Origin of the sequence: Actinomadura geliboluensis (assembly GCF_043197915.1) — a bacterium.
GTDB lineage: Bacteria > Actinomycetota > Actinomycetes > Streptosporangiales > Streptosporangiaceae > Spirillospora > Spirillospora geliboluensis.
The window spans coordinates 102827-119832 of record NZ_JBICUA010000005.1; the positions used below are offsets into that span (position 1 = coordinate 102827).

The 17006-nt window shown below is 68.7% G+C and carries 16 protein-coding genes; 14 read left to right on the forward strand and 2 right to left on the reverse strand.

Features of this window, described 5'->3' with window-relative positions; translation table 11 throughout:
* Positions 1 to 106 precede the first annotated feature (106 nt).
* From ACGFI1_RS18000 to ACGFI1_RS18050, 11 genes are all read left to right on the forward strand, one after another.
* Entirely contained in the window at positions 107 to 700 is a 594-nt protein-coding gene (locus ACGFI1_RS18000) for an SAF domain-containing protein (RefSeq protein WP_392786417.1), read from the forward strand.
* Complete coding sequence (locus ACGFI1_RS18005) at positions 697 to 1530, forward strand: hypothetical protein (RefSeq protein ID WP_392786419.1); 834 nt, start codon at positions 697 to 699, stop codon at positions 1528 to 1530. The genes ACGFI1_RS18000 and ACGFI1_RS18005 overlap by 4 nt, the downstream gene beginning before the upstream one ends.
* A complete protein-coding gene (locus ACGFI1_RS18010) occupies positions 1527 to 2903 on the forward strand; it encodes a CpaF family protein (protein ID WP_392786421.1) in 1377 nt (458 codons plus the stop codon). Before ACGFI1_RS18005 ends, ACGFI1_RS18010 begins: the two co-directional genes overlap by 4 nt.
* Positions 2903 to 3784: a type II secretion system F family protein gene (locus ACGFI1_RS18015; RefSeq protein WP_392786423.1), complete on the forward strand. Its 882-nt coding sequence runs from the start codon at positions 2903 to 2905 to the stop codon at positions 3782 to 3784. Before ACGFI1_RS18010 ends, ACGFI1_RS18015 begins: the two co-directional genes overlap by 1 nt.
* Positions 3781 to 4671, forward strand: a complete 891-nt coding sequence (locus ACGFI1_RS18020) for a hypothetical protein (protein WP_392786425.1) — start codon at positions 3781 to 3783, stop codon at positions 4669 to 4671. Before ACGFI1_RS18015 ends, ACGFI1_RS18020 begins: the two co-directional genes overlap by 4 nt.
* Positions 4672 to 4707: 36 nt before the next feature.
* Entirely contained in the window at positions 4708 to 4932 is a 225-nt protein-coding gene (locus tag ACGFI1_RS18025) for a hypothetical protein (protein ID WP_392786427.1), read from the forward strand.
* 2 nt (positions 4933 to 4934) lie between these two features.
* The gene (locus tag ACGFI1_RS18030) at positions 4935 to 5324 is read left to right on the forward strand and encodes a TadE/TadG family type IV pilus assembly protein (RefSeq protein WP_392786429.1); all 390 of its coding nucleotides are present in this window, start codon (positions 4935 to 4937) and stop codon (positions 5322 to 5324) included.
* Positions 5321 to 5773: a TadE family protein gene (locus tag ACGFI1_RS18035; protein WP_392786431.1), complete on the forward strand. Its 453-nt coding sequence runs from the start codon at positions 5321 to 5323 to the stop codon at positions 5771 to 5773. Before ACGFI1_RS18030 ends, ACGFI1_RS18035 begins: the two co-directional genes overlap by 4 nt.
* Positions 5774 to 5817: 44 nt before the next feature.
* Positions 5818 to 6213: a pilus assembly protein TadG-related protein gene (locus tag ACGFI1_RS18040; protein ID WP_392786433.1), complete on the forward strand. Its 396-nt coding sequence runs from the start codon at positions 5818 to 5820 to the stop codon at positions 6211 to 6213.
* Positions 6210 to 8951: a BTAD domain-containing putative transcriptional regulator gene (locus tag ACGFI1_RS18045; RefSeq protein WP_392786435.1), complete on the forward strand. Its 2742-nt coding sequence runs from the start codon at positions 6210 to 6212 to the stop codon at positions 8949 to 8951. The genes ACGFI1_RS18040 and ACGFI1_RS18045 overlap by 4 nt, the downstream gene beginning before the upstream one ends.
* A gap of 116 nt (positions 8952 to 9067) precedes the next feature.
* Complete coding sequence (locus ACGFI1_RS18050) at positions 9068 to 12529, forward strand: phosphotransferase (protein WP_392786437.1); 3462 nt, start codon at positions 9068 to 9070, stop codon at positions 12527 to 12529.
* Here the strand turns inward: ACGFI1_RS18050 and ACGFI1_RS18055 are convergent.
* Both ACGFI1_RS18055 and ACGFI1_RS18060 read right to left on the reverse strand, forming a co-directional pair.
* The gene (locus ACGFI1_RS18055; protein WP_392786439.1) at positions 12519 to 13262 is read right to left on the reverse strand and encodes an FkbM family methyltransferase; all 744 of its coding nucleotides are present in this window, start codon (positions 13260 to 13262) and stop codon (positions 12519 to 12521) included. The genes ACGFI1_RS18050 and ACGFI1_RS18055 overlap by 11 nt on opposite strands.
* A gap of 154 nt (positions 13263 to 13416) precedes the next feature.
* Positions 13417 to 13917, reverse strand: coding sequence for a hypothetical protein (locus ACGFI1_RS18060; RefSeq protein ID WP_392786441.1), 501 nt, complete (start codon positions 13915 to 13917; stop codon positions 13417 to 13419).
* 322 nt (positions 13918 to 14239) lie between these two features.
* Between ACGFI1_RS18060 and ACGFI1_RS18065 the strand changes: the two genes are divergently transcribed.
* The 3 genes from ACGFI1_RS18065 (at position 14240) to ACGFI1_RS18075 (ending at position 16916) form a co-directional block, all read left to right on the forward strand.
* Entirely contained in the window at positions 14240 to 14728 is a 489-nt protein-coding gene (locus tag ACGFI1_RS18065) for an ATP-binding protein (protein WP_392786443.1), read from the forward strand.
* A gap of 686 nt (positions 14729 to 15414) precedes the next feature.
* Positions 15415 to 16422: a hypothetical protein gene (locus tag ACGFI1_RS18070; protein ID WP_392786445.1), complete on the forward strand. Its 1008-nt coding sequence runs from the start codon at positions 15415 to 15417 to the stop codon at positions 16420 to 16422.
* A 104-nt stretch (positions 16423 to 16526) separates the two neighbouring features.
* The gene (locus ACGFI1_RS18075) at positions 16527 to 16916 is read left to right on the forward strand and encodes a hypothetical protein (RefSeq protein ID WP_387078789.1); all 390 of its coding nucleotides are present in this window, start codon (positions 16527 to 16529) and stop codon (positions 16914 to 16916) included.
* The last annotated feature ends 90 nt before the right edge of the window (positions 16917 to 17006 follow it).

The following is a 17006-nucleotide window of genomic DNA, read 5'->3' on the forward strand; positions in this document are numbered from 1 at the left end:
ATCGAGTGGCCGAGTGTTGCCGGGGCCGATCGCTGCCAAGACCGTGGGCGGTGGGGGTACGCCGTTGTCCAAGCGACTGGAGCGGCAGCGTCGTCCAGGGGTGATCGTGGCGGCGGTGCTGTTGTTGGTGCTGGCTGTGGCGACCAATGTGTATCTGTTCCGCTCCTCGGGTGATCGAGTCTCGGTCGTCAGGGTGGCGCGTGATGTCGCGGTGGGGCACAAGATCACTCAGGCCGATCTCGACAGGGCTCGGGTCCCGGTGGTGCCGGGCGTGATGGTGATCCCGGGCCGTCAACTCGAGCAGGTCGTTGGGCAGCGGGCCGCCGTGGGGCTGCGGAAGGGGACGCTTCTGGCGGCGTCGCAGCTGACGGCGGAGCAGAGCCCTCCTGAGGGACGGGCACTGGTCACCGTGCCGTTGAAGGCGAGCGGGATGCCGCCCGGGCTGGCTCCCGGCTGGAGTGTCCGCGTGGTGTTCAGCTTCGGCAATCAGGGACAGGAGCCCCTGGTCAGCGCTTCCCAGAGCCGCGCACAGACCACCGCCCTGCGGGACGTCGCCGCGGTGGTCGATGAGGTGGACGGACCAGACGCCGAAGGCGCGATGACCGTGTCCTTGATCGTGCCCGATGCCGACAGCAGCGCCGTGGCGCGGCAGGCGGCTGCCGGGATGCTCGTCCTCGTGGTGACGGAAAGGCGGGGTTGACCATGGCGCTGCATTGCGTGGTCTCGCCGGGCGGATCGCCGGGCGTCACGACTACCGCGTTGGGGCTGGCCATGACATGGCCGAGCGAGGTGCTGCTGGCCGAGTGCGACCCGATGGGGCGCCGTGTGCTGCCGGGCTTCATGGCGGACAGGCTTCGAGAGTCGGCCGGTCCGGGGCTGCTCGGCTTGGCGATGGCCGCAGAGTCCGGTCCGAACGTCCCGCTTCCGCTGGACGACTATCTGGTTCCCATACCGGGCGCGGACTCCGCGACGGTGCTGCATGGTGTCCGAGATCCTCGGCACGGCGTGCGCCTGGAGCCGTTGTGGGGCCGACTGGCCGAGGCGTTGGCCTCGCGGCCAGGCGATGTGATCGCGGATCTCGGGCGCATCGGCGGACGGGACACACCGGACGCCTTGCTGCGGGCTGCGCAGACCGTGGTCATGGTGTTGAAGCCGACGTTGACGCAGGTCGATGTCGCCGGTCCACGACTCGACGCCCTGAGGGATCTAGTGGGCGATCGCGCGACGATCGGGCTGTGCCTGCTCGTGGATGGGCCGTACAGCGCGGCGGAGGTCGAGCGCGTCCTTGGGACGCCGGTGCTGGCTGAACTGCCGTGCTCACCTACCGATGCCCAAGTCCTCTCGGACGGTGCTCGGCCCCGCAGGACCTTCAGGACGTCACTCCTCCTGCGGTCGTTCAAGTGTCTCGGTCGGCGCCTCCGCGCGACCACCGAGTCATTGTCGGAGGACATCGGAGGCGAGGGCGGCGCGGTTCTATCCGGTGCCGGTGCCGGTGCCGGTGCCGGTGCCGGTGCTTGGGGCGACCGGTGAGCGCGTCCGGCTGGACGTTCGCCAGGCCGGAAGGAGTCGGCTACGCCGGCCCCGCGTCCGCTGCAACAGCCTCGCCGGATGAGGCGGACGACGTGAACGTGTGGGCGGCGGTCCGCGAGGTGTCCGCGCAGCTCGTGGACGCCCTGACCGACGGCATCGACCGGATACGGGCGCGGCAGCTGATCGACGCGCAGGTCCAGGCGTGGGCGCATGGGCTGCTGGCATCCGGACGGGTGATGTCGGCGGAAGCGCTGCGCGAGATCGCTCGGCTGGTCTTCGACCGCCGGTTCGGGCTCGGCCCGCTGCAGCCCTACCTGGACCGTTCCGACGTCGAGAACATCGTCGTCAACGGCTGCCGACAGACCTGGATCAGCTATACCGATGGCACCAAGCGACCGGGGCCACCGGTTGCCGAAACCGATGAGGACCTCATCGAGTGGGTTCAACTGCTTGCGCGCCGCGGGAACACCGGCCGGGAGTTCTCCCACGCCTCGCCGCTGCTGGACGCCGCGCTGTCCGATGGCGTCCGGTTGGCCGTGGTGGGCTGGGTGTCCAGGCGCCCACATCTGGCGATCCGGGTGCACCGGCTGGTCGATGTCACGCTGCGGCAGCTCACCGACATCGGCACCCTGACCGAGCCGCTGGAAGCGTTTCTGAAAGCGGCGATCCGGGCCCGGCGCAACGTCATCGTGTGCGGGGAGGTCAACACCGGCAAGACAACGTTGGTGCGTGCGTTGGCCAACGAGATTCCGCCCGAGGAGCGGGTCATCACGTTGGAGAGCGACTTCGAGCTGTTCCTGGACGACCCGCGGCTGGCGCACCGGCATTACGACGTCGTTGCGATGGAGGCCCGGCAGGCCAACGCCGAGGGCGCGGGCGAGGTCCGCTTGCAGGACCTGGTGCCGGCGTGCCTGCGCCTGAATCCCGACCGGGTGATCGTGGGCGAGGCGCGGCACGGGGAGCTGGCGCCGATGCTGGAGGTGATGTACTCCGGGGCGCGCGGCTCGATGTGCACCCTTCACGTCCACCGGCCGGAACACGTGTTCAGCCGCGTTGTCCAGCTCGGCCGCCGTGCCGATCTCGGCCTCGGGGCAGATGACGTGCATCTGATGTTCGGGCTGGCCGAGCCTGTGATCGTCTACCTGGAGCGGGACCAGGCGAGTAACAAACGGTTCGTTTCGCAGGTGATGGAGATCGGGCCACCTGCGGACGCGGTCGAGCCGACCCGCAACCTGGTCTTCGCCCCTGGGCCTGACGGACGAGCCACTCCGGCGGGTGGGCACATAAGCGCCGCCCTGCTCGACGAACTGGTGGCGCAGGGCCTCGACCCGGAGATGCTCAAGCACGGTCCGGACGCAGGGGGCTGGCTGTGATGAGCCTCCTCGCCGGCTTGGCTGGCCTGTGCGCCGCCGGGGCCGTTCTCGCGATCGTGGTTGTTCTTCGGGCGCCCGAGCCCGCGGAACGGCGAGTGCGCCCGCCGTCGCGGTTGAAGGCGGTTCTTCGCTCGTCGGCCTGGCCTGGGCGCCGTAACCGGTTGGTCGGTGCTGCCGTGGCGGCCCTCACGGTGTTTCTGCTGTCCGGTTGGCCGGTCGCCGCTCTCGCGATGAGTGCCGGGGTGTACGCGGTTCCGCCGATGCTCTCGGGACGAGCATCGCAACACCGGATCGCGCGCCTAGAGGCGCTGGCGCAATGGTCCCGCCGACTGGCCGAGATGATGGGCGCCAGCCGCGGCCTGGAACAAGCCCTGGCCGACAGCGCCCGCATCGCGCCCGAGGCGATCCGCGCACCGGTGTCCGTCCTGGCGGAACGGCTGAACAACCACGCCAACACCGAGCAGGCGCTCCGGGTGTTCGCCGACGAGCTGGACGACCCGATCGCGGATCTGATCGCGTGCGCGCTGGTGCTGGCCTCACGCCGACGCGGTCCTGGGACACGGGAGGCGTTGCGCCTGCTGGCCGACGCGGTGCAACACGAGGTTCTCGTCCGCCGGGACGTCGAGGCAGAACGCGCGGGGCTGCGTACGACGCTGATCGTCATCGTCGCGTCCGTCGTCGTCTTGAGCGCGTTGTTCGCCTCGTCGCAGACGTTCGCCGCGCCCTACGGCACCGCCCTCGGGCAGATGGTCATGGCCGTGGTCGCCGCGATCTACACGGCGGGACTCTGGTGGATGCGGCGGCTGTCTGTGTTGTCGACTGGGGCTCGGTTCCTGCACACCGCTCGTCGCGCGTCCGCCGACCAGGGAGCCGAGCTGTGACGGTGATCGCCGCTGTCGCCGGGTGCCTGGGCGCCGTCGGCCTCATCGTGCTCATCGGCGAACTTCGACCCGCGCCGCCGCGTCTGGACGCCGCCTTGGCCCGCATCCAGCCCGTGCCGAACCACCCGCCGACCGGCGAGCGTCTGAACGTCCGCGACAGCGTCGGACGGTGGCTTGCCGATCATGTCGTGCGTCCGGCCGGGCTGCTCGCCCTACCTCGGACTGATCTGGCGTTGCTCGGACGCCCGGTCGAACGGTTCATGCTCGACAAGCTGACCCTGTTCATCACCGGACTCGTCGTGCCGTCCGTCTTCAGTGGCCTGGTGGCACTGGCCGGCGGCTCACCGTCGTGGACGTTTCCGGTCCTTGCCGGGCTCGTCCTGGCCGCGATCCTGTGGATGGTCCCGGATTGGAACGTGCGGTCTCAGGCCCGCCAGCGCCGCCGCGACTTCCGGTACGCCTTCACGTCCTACCTCCAACTCGTCGTCCTCGAACGCGAGGCCGGAGCCGCATTGAACGCCGCGCTTGAGAACCCCGCGAAGATCACCGAGGGGTGGCCGTTCCAGCGCGTCCACGAGGCGCTGACGCGCGCACGTCACGCCCAGCAGCAGCCCTGGCGGGCCCTCGCCCAACTCGGCGAGGAGATCGGTGTCCGGGACCTGATCGACCTGGCGCACACAGCCGAGATCGCCGGGAGCGAGGGCGCCAAGATGCATGACGTCCTGGTCGCCAAGATCACCTCGATGCGCCATGAAGCGTCCGCCGCCGCGCGCGCCGAGGCCAATTCGCGGACCACCGCCATGTGGGTGCCGACCAGCCTGCTCATGCTCGGCTTCGTGATCCTGGTCGGCTTCCCGTTCTTCTCCAAACTTCTCGCGTCCGGCTGAGCGCCCCAGACGACCAGACCAACGCATCGGGGGACCATGAACACACTCAACGCCGCGGCGATCCGCGTAGCGCTCGCCATCCATGACCGAGGTCGGCGTCTCGCTACTGACCTGCGAGACCGCGGTGACCGCGGTTCCGGGGTGGTCGAGACGATCATCATCGTGGCGGGATTCGCCGGGTTGGCGTTCGCCGTCTACCTGGCCGTGTCCAACAAGGTGCACGGCTGGATCGACAAGATTCCCGGCGCAAGCGGCCCGTGAACGTGCCCGGACGAGCACGAGCCCGACGGGACAAGGGATCAGCGACCGTCGCGACGGCCATCACCTTCCCCGTCGTCGGGCTGCTGTTCCTGGCGCTCGCGCAGGCGGTCATGGTCTCAGTGGCGCGGAATGTGGCCCAGTCGGCAGCCGAAGAAGGGCTTCGCGTCGCACGCGCCCGCCAGGGCACCTTCGCCGCAGGACGCGACGCCGCAGCGTCCTTCGCCCACCACGAACCCATCCTGGACGCACCTAGCGTCACCGTGTCCGGCGCCAACACCGTCACCGTACGGGTGGCCGGACACGCGCCGTCGCTGCTGCCGGGCGTCAACATCACCGTGACCGGGACCGCGCGCGGCACCCGTGAACGCTTCACCACCCCGGGGCCGACGTGATCGCGGGAAAGGGGACGCCGGTACGTGCGGACCGGCCACGGGACGCGGGCAACGCGGTCGTAGAGACCGCGATCCTCGCGCCGGTATTCATCACCCTCCTCGCCGGGCTGCTCGTGGTGATGCGGGTAGCGCACGGCAGTGCCGTAGTCGCACAAGCCGCCGCCGACGCCGCACGGCAAGCCTCCATCGCCCGCACCGCCCATCAGGCACGGGCCGAGGCGAGCAGCAGCGTCATGCACACCTTGCGGGACCGGGGCCTGCATTGCACGCCGTCGATTCGACTCGACGTGTCGGGCTTCAACCGTCCTGTTGGGCAGCCGGCCACGGTGTCGGCACAGGTGAACTGCGTAATCCGGCTCAGCGATGTCGGCCTTCCCGGGATGCCCGGTGCCCGGACGGTCACCAAGACCCATCGATCACCAATTGACCCTTACCGGGGCACTCGATGAGCAGGCGTCTGTGCTTGCTTCGGCGACGGCCCGAGCGCGGAAGCATGAGCGTCTTCGCGGTCATCATCACGTTGGTTGTCGTGGTGTTCTTCGGTGCCGTGGTCGATTTCGAACAGGCTCTCGAAGCCCGGCAAGACGCCAACACCGTTGCCCAGGAAGCCGCCCGTGCCGGCGCCGGACGCGTCGACCGGAACCGCGCTTACACCCGTGGACAGTTCGTCGTAGACCGTGAGGCCGCGATCCGATCGGCGCGCGCCTACCTGCGGTCTAGCGGCTACAGCGGCACCGTGACCATGGCCGAAACACGCGCCATCCATGTCCACGTCACCACCACCCGCCCCGCGCGGTTCCTGCCGGTGATCGGGATATCCGTCCTGCGCGCCGACGCCACCGCGACCGCGAACCTGACCACCGGAGTGGAAGGAACCCGCCAGCCGTGACCTACACCGGACGCAGCCGCCTTGCCGACTTCGTGCGAGGGCTCACCGCTCTTGTGGTCTTCCTGTTCTTCCTGGTCGGATGTCCGGTCGCGATGTACGCCATGGGCGGCTCGCCCATCCCGGACCGGATTCCATCATGGGAGGAGATCAGCGCGACCCTGATGCGGCAGGACACCGACCAGAGTGTGTTCCTGGCCACGCTCTTCCTCATCGGCTGGGGCGCGTGGTGCCTGTTCATCGTCACCGTCTGCTCCGAGGCGGTGAACTATCTCGCCGGACGATCCAGGACCGCCGCGCCGCGCCCGGTGCGACCGCTCCAAGAACTGGTCAGAACCCTGGTCGCCACAGCCACCCTCACCTTCAGCGCCGTCGCCTCCCTCAGCACCTCGGCCTCCGCCACCGCCGCGACGCACACGCACGCTGTTGCCGCCGATGCCCATGCCGCCGCCGTTCCAGAGGCGGGCTCTCACAAGCCGTTGTCGCCCAGGCAAGACACACCGCCACGGGAAACGACCGAATCGGAATGGACGCCGCTGCTCGCCGACGAGCCCGCGACCCAGCCGAAGCCCGACCATCACGAGGCGCGAACACACGTCGTCAAGCGAGGCGAAACCCTCTGGGGCCTCGCCCGCCGCACCTACGGCTCCGGCGACCGCTACCCCGAGATCTTCAAGAACAGCAGGAACATCGACCAACCAGACGGAATCCCCGCGCTCACCGACCCCGACGTCATCCACCCAGGCCAGCACGTACAGCTCCCAAGCCCCAGTACGCCAGAAGGCGCACCTTCGTCCGCACGGTCGGCCGCCCCGCATGCAGGTGCACACGGGTCCCCAGCCGGGCAGGACAATCAAAGCGGAACCCGAGCCTCAACTCCGAGTGGTTCAACGTCCGGCAGGGCGACGGCGTCGCCGGTGCCGAACCCGGTCGTGGCGCCGCCCGCCGACGACCTCGTCAGCCAGGCACCCTCGGCACCGGACGACCGGGACGATGCGGGCTCACCCTTGGCGATCTCCCTGCCGTCCGGCTCGCTCATCGGCGTCGGCCTCGCCGCCGCGCTCAGCGTGGCCGTAGCCGCCACCCGCCTGCACCGACGCCGCCGGCGTCCGCTGCAAAGCGATCCCGAAGCCGCCGAGCACATCCCCGAGCCCCCGATCCCGACCCCCGTCCTCAAAGCCCACAAAGCGCACCTGGACACCTACGTCGTTCGCGAGACCGCCGCCCCGTCCGACCCGCAACTCATCCGCGAGGACCTGCTCACCCCGGAACCCGACCACCTCGTCGTGGGCACCCGCGACGGCCAAGCCGTCACCATCCCCCTGGCAGGTCTCAGCCTCGGCCTCACCGGAGACGGCGCACACGCCGCCGCCCGAGCCATCACCACCGAACTCCTGGCCAAGGCTCACCGCTACCGCGCCGAGGTCATCATCCCGGAGCCCGACGCACAGGCGCTCTTCCCCGGCGACGACATCGCCGACCTGTCCACGGCCCACGACGGATTGACCCTCAAGCCCTCACTACACGAGGCCATCAACCATCTAGAAGTCGAACTTCTTCACCGTGGCCGAATCCTGGAGACAACCGAACAGCCCGATGTAGCCGCACTACGCGCCGACGACCCCGCCGAGCCACTGCCGACCGTGCTCCTGGTCGCCTCCATACCCTCTGACAACGCACGGGTGGACGCCCTCGCAGCACTCGGGCGCCGCTTCGGCCTTGGCGTCCTGGTGCTCGGTGCTTGGACGTCCGGCACCAGCGTGGAACTCGCCATCGACGCGACCGTCACGGACACTGACGGCCCCAATGCCGCGCGGTTCACCCGAGCCGGCCTCTTCCACCTCACCACCGACGATGCCGCAGAGATGCTCCGGACCATCCGAACCGCCACGGGCGCAGAAGCACCCTCGCCGACAAACGCGGGCCACACGCCCGAACCGGAGGCTCCCTCGGCCGTCGTCCCTCCGCCGCGCCCATCCGAAGGAGCATTGCCTCGCCCGGTCAGACTGGAGGTGCTCGGCGACGTCCGGCTCTCCACCGCGCACGGCCCGATCAGGACGGGGCTACGCCAGCGCGCCCGCGACCTGCTCGCCTATCTCGCCCTACACCCGGACGGCGTCAGCCGCGACCGGGCCAGCGCCGACCTGTGGCCAGATGAAAGCACCCAAACCGTCGTCACGGCGTTCAACACCGCCGTCACTAACATCCGCAACGTCATTCGGAACGCGACCGGCCTCAGCAGCCCCATGTACGTCATCCACACCGCCGGCCGCTACCGCATCGATCCCGACGTAATCGAGATCGACCTCTGGCAGTTGACAGCCGCCCTCGCCGATGCCCAGCAGGCGACCGACGACGCCGCCAGAATCAGGGCGCTCACAATATTCGCCGACCGCTGCGCCGGTGAGTTCGCGCAGGGCCTCGCACAAGACTGGGCCGAGGCCCATCGCGAATACCTCCGCCGTACCGTCGGCGACGCCCTCGCGGACCTCGCCCGCCTCCGTCAGGAAGAGGAGCCAGAGCAGGCACTGATGGTTCTGGAACGGGCCATCACCCACGACCCCTACTCTGAGCCCCTGTACCAACACGTCATGCGGCTACAAGCCCGTCTCGACCGTCCGGACGCCGTCCGCCGTACATACGCACTCCTCGCAGCCCGCCTTGATGAACTCAACGCGGAACCCGACGACGAGACTCGTATGCTCGCTAATTCCGCAATGCGGGCGTCGAACCGAAGCTGAGGAACGGAGCCTGCGCTCAACACACGCGCGAGCGTTGGTTTCGTGCAAACATCCAGCAAGGGCCGGTGCACGGAAGACGCGTTGTCAGGACCGAGGGGATGTGATCGGCTATCGGCGTGGACGTCGACCAGTTCTTCAGTTACGGGCCGCGCGCTCCATTCGAAGTCCGACAGGTCTTCACCGACCGAGAAGGGCCGATCCAGGCCTTTCGAGACCGGTTCGTCCAACTGGCCGAACGATCGTGGACCGTCGACGAACTGCTCGATTTCCAGCGGCCGGCTTCCAACCTCATCGCCGTGTCCGGCGAGGGCGGGATCGGTAAGTCCACGCTGGCCCGGCACGTCGCGGAACTGGCGGTGACCGGAAAGCTCGACGGGTTACCGCCGCGCGGCGCGCGAGCAGTACTGGACTTTGCCGACCCGGCCAGTTCCAGCTTCGAGGCCGTCCTGCTACGGGTACGTGCCGCCCTCGCACCGCTGGCCAAGTCCTGGCCCGCGTTCGACGTGGCACTAGCCATCTACTGGCAGCGCAAGCACCCCGGGGAATCGCTGACGGCGTTTCTGCAGAAGGAGACCACAGCGGAGTCGCTCGGCGTCGCCGACCAGGTTGGAAACGCTGTCGATCAACTTCTGGGCGGTTTCGGAGCGCTCTCGGTGGCCTACCGGGCGCTGAACCTCCTCGGTAAGACCGCCACGCAGAAGGCCCGGCTGAAACGGCTGCGCACGGACTTGCCCGCCCTAGATCCGATCCTTGGCGAGCAGGACCCGGATCGGATGCTGGGCTACATGCCGGTACTGCTGGCCGCTGACCTGGAACGAGCGCGGCGCAAACACCCGTCGCTGGCGCTGTGCGTGCTGGACACACTGGAGAACGTCCAGCGTCCACCCACCGAACGCGGCGGCCTGGAGGACCTGGTCTCGCGCCTGGTGTACCTGATGCCGAACGTGGTGTTCATCGCGGCCGGACGCCTGGCATTGCGCTGGCACGACCCGGGAAAGGCCGTCGCCTTGACCTACGGCGGCGAGCGCCGCTGGCCGGGGCTCGCACACGATGACCAGCTCAACCTCGGCGGGTTCGACAGGGCAGCAGCCGAGACCTACCTGACGGCACGGCTCACCGTGGACGGAACCCCGGCGATCGGGCCCGCGATCCGGGAGCGAATCATCACTGGGTCGGGTGGTTCACCGCTCTACCTCGATCTGTCGGCCGAGTTGTTCGGGCAGTACCTCGCGCGGGGAGAAGTGCCGACCGCGGACGTGTTCGGCCTGGGCTTTCCCGAGCTGGTCTTGCGGACGATGCGGGATCTGTCCGCGCCTGACCGCGACCTGTTGCGGGCCGCGTCGCTACTCGCGGCGTTCGACGAGGACATCCTGCACGCCGTGCTGCCGCATCTACGGCTCCGGCAGATCGAGAGGTTCGTGCAGCGCCCGTTCGTCCGGCGAGATGAGACGGTGTGGCCGCCGTACCGCCTGCACGAGAACCTGCGCCGCAGCGTCATCGACTGCGACGCCGACACCGACGACGGCTGGATACCGGCCGAGCGCACCCGCAACGCCCAACGGGCCATTGAGCACCTGACGCGTGCCGCGCTGACGGTCTGGGACGACGACGCCGACCATTCATTGCCCTTAGGCGTGCGGAGCCGGCGATGCGTGGCCGCGTTCCTGCTGGTCCTCAGCGCCGCCGATGAACATCGGCTGACGCCGGAGTCCCTCGGCGATGTCGCCTACAGCCTCACCGTCCTTGGGCACTGGCAAGTCCTGTCGTCTCTGCCCGAGCTGCCCGGCTCACCGGAGCTGGACCGGTTGACCGCAGTCGCGCGGCTGACGGCACGCGGTGATGTCAACGCCGAGGACCGTTACCGCGGGCTAAGCGAGCTGATCGGCGAACCCGTCGGACCGTTCGCGGACTACTACCGGCACGAGTTGGCCAGCCGGGCGCACATCATCGGCCTGGTCGAGGAGGCCGCCGCGCACCTGTCCGGCATCGAGCCCACGTCGCTGATCGGCGCGAACGCGCGGTTCGGCCTGGCCGACAACGCGCTACGCCGTAGCGACTACCGGTCCGTGGCGCGGCTGATGGACGGCACATCGCAGACCGGCCCGGACCAGGTGCGGGCCGCCGACCTGCTCGGCCACACCCACCTGCAAAACGCCCGGTTCGCCGAGGCAGCTCGCTTCTTCGAATCGACGTTGGAAGCGGCACGCGAAGCCAACGCACCGCTGTGGGAAGCTCGTGCGCTGCGGCACCTGCTCCTAGCGCTGATGTGGTTCGACCCCAGCCGCACGCTGTCGCTCCTCGGCCGGGCGCGCGAACTCAACAACACCGCCGGCGAACCGATCGGGCTCGCACAGTGCGACATGGCTGAGGCGATGGCCCGCGCGCTGCGAGGCGAGCGCCGCACCGCCGCCGAACTCCTGGACACGGCGGCGCGCCGATTTGGTGAACTCGGGGCTTCCCGTGAACTGCTGCCCGTCGAAGCGTTGCAGATCCTGCTGAACGTCTCCAGTGGACGTACGGAGCAGGCCGTGCGCACCGCACAACGGCTGGGCGAGGACTGCCTTCCCATCTGGAAGCCTGTCACTCGATCATGGGTCGGACTGGACGCCGACTTCGCAACCATCGAGTGGCTGGACGACCCTGAGTCCGCGCGGCGCCGATGGTCGGAAGCACTGTCCCGACTACAGGCACCGATATGCGGCCCCCTGGACATAGACGATCGCCGCAGGTTGATCCCGACAGGACGCGTACCCGACACCCTCGTTGAGGCCGCGATCCGCGGCGCGATGGCCAGCCCGTCGTTCGATGGCCCACGGGACCTTGGCGCCGCGCTGGCGACGTTCGGTTCTGAAGGCGTCGTGCCAGGCGTGCGGACGGTGGTGAAGGTGCGCCGACGGCAGCACGAACGACTGGAGACCGTCCATACCTTCGAGGAGCTACGCGTCACGGCCGGCATCCTGGCGCCGCGTCTGCTGGATGCCGGAAGGACAGGGGAGTCCTGGTGGGCCGTTCTGGAACGCCTGCCAGGTACGCCCGCGGACCGTCCGACACCCGCACGTCAGCGGGACCTGGGCCACCAGCTTCGACTCTGGCATTCCCAACCGCCCGGCGAGGGCCTACGCCTGGATGACCCCGGCGCGCTGGGCGTCCTGCTGGGGTGGGTGCGGACCTCAATACCAGACGCCTACCCGGCCATCGCCGAACACGTCGACGAAGCATGCCGAGGGCTCCCCATGACCGCGATTCACGGTGACGTCGCCGTTTGCCATAACGCGCTGTTCGACGGCGACGTCCTGACTGGGTTGCTCGACCCGGGCGCGACCGAGGTAGGGCCCCCGATGCTCGACCTCGCCTGGTCGCTGGCTGTCGACATGCCACGCGGCGCAGAGCCCGGTCCCCTCCTGGACGGCTACGGTCACGACGCCGTCGACCAAGCAGCCCTGACAGGACTACTGCCGCTGATGATGCTGCGCCGCCTAATCGACGCCCCAGCCGTTGGGCTCACCGAAACCGACGGGGTATGGATCACTGGATGGCTACGTGACCACCGCCCCGACCTGCTCGCCCTCACTCAATAAGCCCGGCCCGGCGGGCGCAGGCGTACGAGATGTAGTTGTCCAGCACGTTCGCGGGCACCGCGAGCCGCTCATGCAGATCAGGCTCGTCCTCACGTGCGTAGAAGCGGTTGAGGCCGTCGAACAGCGCGAGTCTGTACCCGGCCGCCAGGACATAGGGCTCCCACTCCTGATGATTTGGCCGGGTCGTCAGCGGAACGGTTGCCTCGACCACGAGCACCCGCGGCCGCCATACCCGCAGGTCAGCTGACCGCAGGACAGCGGCCTCCGCCCCCTCCACATCGACCTTCAACAGATCGAAGCCCGATTCCGCATGTGCGCTGAGGACCGTCTCAAGGGCAAGAACCTCGACCTGTAGTTCCTCGTGACGCCAGCCGTCCGCGAGATGCCCCTCCAGGACATCCCGGCGCAGGGTGCTGAGCCCGCCGCCGCCCGTCATCCCCCGCCCAGGGACAACCCGAAAGAACCTCGCGTCGCCCGGCTGGTCACCGACGGCCACACGCAGATTGACATCGCCGGGCCGGGCTTTCCGAAGGCGCGCGTGACGCTCGGGCAACGGCTCGACGTTGACCCCTCGCCAGCCCAGACCGTCCACAAGGTTCTTGGTCAACGAGCCACTGACAGGCTCGCCGGCACCAACATCCACGAAGAATCCGCCCCGATGGCCAGCGAAGGCACGCATCAGCACGACATCCTCCGCATTGCCCGCGTACGCGATCAGGTCATAACCGTCCACGCGCGCCAATTTACGTCGCAGGTCTCTGTCAAGATCGTCAATGCATCCATGGATGTCATCGATGTCTCCAGCGATCTTGGCCGAGACCCAGTCCTCGCCCGCCGCCTCACCAGTACGGCAGCAGCAGGTGGCGCGGCATTCGGCGCCAGGTAGGTCACCAGTATGAGGAATCCCAGCTTGTCGCGTCCAAGACCGTGTTCCAGACCGCATCCTCATGACGAGCTGTTTCCCGGTCGTGGCGCACGGTGCCGTCGACGTAAGCGCGTTCGCTTTGCAGCAGCGCCAGCTTGTTGCGAAGCTTCTGCTCTCTTGTGGTGACCGGGAGCTTCTTCCGTCGGCCCGCCGCGCGTGCTGAAGCGCGCAGCCGATCAAACTCGGCCTGTTGCGGCCGGAGCTTGGCAAGCTCAGCATCGATCTGTGAGAGCAGGGCGGCTCGTTCCTCCGCGAGCGCGCGCAACTCCGCACGCACGGCTCGTTCCTCCTCGCTCCAGGACTTCTTCCCGCCGGGTTTCTGGCCCGTCTCACGGAAGATCCGGGAGCGCTCGCGCTCGAACGCGCTCCTTTGGTTCCGGAGCTCGGCCTCGCGCGCGTCGATCTCCAACCCGCGCTTCTTGCGCGCCGTCATCGCCTGCCCTGGCGTCTCTGAGGTGCTCATTGGCCTATCGTGATCTGCGGCCGTTGGCCTGTCTGCTATCGCAGCAGGAACATGTTTGTTGAGGTACACGCAGCCATTATTGATATCGGGATCAAGAGAAGGCTTATGATCCTGGATGCAGCGCGGCCCAGTAGAGCGCGCGATGCTCGGGAAACATGGAGCTTCGCGAGCCGCATTGTTGAGCGCGGTGGCATCGATGTAAGATCATTCGTGGGCTTGACAAATTGATACGAGATATTCCTTGATAGTGGCCGGTTCGCCACGCTAGTTCGCCGCTACTAGGAACGCGGCGGCGGGGCGGACGGGCAGGAGGATTCAAGGAATGTCGAGATTCAACCTCGAACCCACAGCCTCGGTGATGGGCGCGTCGATGTCGTGGCGGCGCGTCTTCCCCGGGCGGGCGGATCAGATTCCGCTGGCGCGGCAGTTCGCCATGTTCCTGTTCGCCGAGACCACGATCGCGTCGGACGTGGGCTTCGTGGTGACGGAGCTGGCCTCGAACGCGGTGCGCCACACCCGGTCGGGCCAAAACGGCGGTCGGTTCACCGTCGAGCTGGTGCTCGGCGGCCTGGCCTACGTGGGCGTCAGCGACCTCGGTGGTGGCGGCTTCCCCACGGTCAGGCACGACCCGCTCGACGGTCCGCTCGAGAACGAGGGCGGGCGCGGCCTACGGGCGGTCTCGCAACTGGCCGCGATGCTGGGCGTCCACGGAAGCCCGAACGAGGGCCACACCGTCTGGGCGGACCTGATCTGCGTCGAAAAGCCGCGCGAGGACCCGCCGCTGGTCTCGCCGGTTCATCCGGCCGCATAGGGCGGGACCAGCCTGTCCATATCAGGCTGGTCCCGCCCTTCACAGGCTAGGGCCAAGCTCAGGTCCCGTCCGCACCTTGGCGAGGTGCGGGCGGGACCTTTGCTTGTCGACGTGGCGAGGCAGGTGGGGCCACCGGGGGCGCGATTGGGGGCGTAGCCGGGGGGTTGTCTATGGGCACCCCGGCCTTTTACTGCTGTCAGCGCAGGTCAGCCCGCGCCTCGAGTGGGGCAGCGGTGCACCCGGATACCCCCCAAGGGGAACAGGTATGGGGGCGGTTGTTCGCGATAAATAATTCACCGAGTCCTGAGGGCCGGACTCCTTCTCACCTTTTATTCCCACTGTCAAGCCCGCTAGACGCCGGCGCCGTTGTGCGTCCTATTGATGACGTAGCGAGAAGTCTGTGCCGCGCGTGGCGCGAGTCGACGCGACTTGAACACCCAGGGCTGAACGTGCAGGTCAGTGCAATCCCGTTCGAAGCCCTGCGCTGTGGTTCGGTTGAGGTCGCGACCGTTGGCCCGGTCATTAAATTTCTGTTTACTGAGGTAAGCCTCTCCAGCCGTTCCGGTGACGAAATTGGTCGGCGCTCCGTGTTGCATTCATCGTGGCGTCGAGCAATGGTCGTTATGGCGGACGACGCCGGGCGGGAAAGTCCCGCCGAATCGGCCGCCAATCAGGAGGCAGAAACAATGGCGAACACCATCACCACCGCGACCGCTGACACGGCCACCACCGCCCCGGCGGACGGCACGGCGGACGGACGTCCGGACGGGGCGGCCGGTGCCGTGTGGGACGCGCTGAACGCCGCGCCGGACGGTGCGACGGTGACGGCACTGGCCGAGGCGTCCGGGGTCAGCCGCGCGACGGTGACCAAAGCCCTGACAGCGTTCGCGGACACCGGACGCGCCGTCCGGGCGACCGGTGAGGGCACCGGTCGGGGCCGCACGCCGGACGTGTGGTCTCCGGTCGCCCCCACGGCCACCACCGGGGCCGGTGATGCCACCCCGTCCGCCCCGGCGGACGACACGTCCACCGACACCACCACGGCCCCGGACGCCACCACCGGGACGGGTGTCATCTCACCGGACACCCTTGCCACCGCGATGCAGGTCCTGTCCGAAGAGGCCGACCGGCGGGCGGCTGCCGCCGAGGCGCTGCGCAAGGCACAGGACGAAGAGGCCGAACGGCGCGCGCGGGTCGACGCCGAACTGCGCAAGGCCGAGCAGCGCGAAACCGCCCGCGTGATCCTGACCGACCTGCTGAGCACGGTCACCACCACCCTCGCCGCGATCGCGGCGGACGACGAGGAGGGGATCACGAGCGGCATGGAGGACATCGCGCGCTACGCCGGTAGCGTCCGCCGGACCAGCCGCGCCACCACCGGCACCCGGACGGGCACCGGGACGCGAGCGCCGCGCGTGGCTGGTGACCGCACCGCGCCGACGCCCCTGCGGCCCCTGGTCGCTGGGCACCTGAACGCGTTCCCTGACCTGGAATTCACGCCCGGCGAGATCGCCAAGGTCCTGGACCGGTCATCCGGGGCCGTCGCCAACGCCCTCGACACCCTCGTCGGACGGGGCGAGGCGGTCCTGACCTGTGAACGCCCCCGCCGGTTCCGCGTGGCCACCACGGCGACCACGGCCGCCAACGACGCGGACACCGGTGACGACGACGCGGACGGCACGAACGCCGCGTGACCGCGTAGGCGGGGCGGACGGGTAGCGGCCCGTCCGCCCCGTCATGACTCGGGGTCTCACGACCCCACCCACGCAATGAGGTGTCATGACGAAGGGAACGCTACATGTCCGGTGACGAGACCGGTACGACCTCGAACGGCACGGAACACGACCCCTACGACCAGGTGTTCGTCCTGCTCGGTTGGGCGTGGGACGTCGCGCGCGCCGCACGGGCGGCCGCCCGCTATCCGGTCACGCGCGCGAATGTGTCAGAGATCGGCACGCTTGGCGCACTCATCCGCATCGACCATGAGTACGCGGAAACGGTTGATCTGTCCCGCCCGCTGCTGGCCGTTCCGCTTCCCGAGGTGCGGACGCCGATTGTGATCGACGGGTGGCACCGGATCCACAAGGCGCGGCAGACCGGTGTCACTGAGTTGCCGGTCATCTTCCTGAACGGCGACGACGAGCGCGCCTGTCGCCTCATGGGCGGCGGCATCAAACGCGCCTGGTAGACCGGCAGGGACATCACACACAGCACCACGCGCGGCAGGGCCCGGGTAGGCGGAACGCCACCCGGGCCCCGTGCGCGCCGCCGGGCGTGC

Bases quoted from the DNA above. Each gene is read 5' to 3' on its own strand.
- ACGFI1_RS18015 (WP_392786423.1), top strand. From the start codon at position 2,903: ATGAGCCTCCTCGCCGGCTTGGCTGGCCTGTGCGCCGCCGGGGCCGTT.
- ACGFI1_RS18025 (WP_392786427.1), top strand. From the start codon at position 4,708: ATGAACACACTCAACGCCGCGGCGATCCGCGTAGCGCTCGCCATCCAT.
- ACGFI1_RS18040 (WP_392786433.1), top strand. From the start codon at position 5,818: ATGAGCGTCTTCGCGGTCATCATCACGTTGGTTGTCGTGGTGTTCTTC.
- ACGFI1_RS18060 (WP_392786441.1), bottom strand. From the start codon at position 13,917: ATGAGCACCTCAGAGACGCCAGGGCAGGCGATGACGGCGCGCAAGAAG.
- ACGFI1_RS18065 (WP_392786443.1), top strand. From the start codon at position 14,240: ATGTCGAGATTCAACCTCGAACCCACAGCCTCGGTGATGGGCGCGTCG.
- ACGFI1_RS18070 (WP_392786445.1), top strand. From the start codon at position 15,415: ATGGCGAACACCATCACCACCGCGACCGCTGACACGGCCACCACCGCC.
- ACGFI1_RS18075 (WP_387078789.1), top strand. From the start codon at position 16,527: ATGTCCGGTGACGAGACCGGTACGACCTCGAACGGCACGGAACACGAC.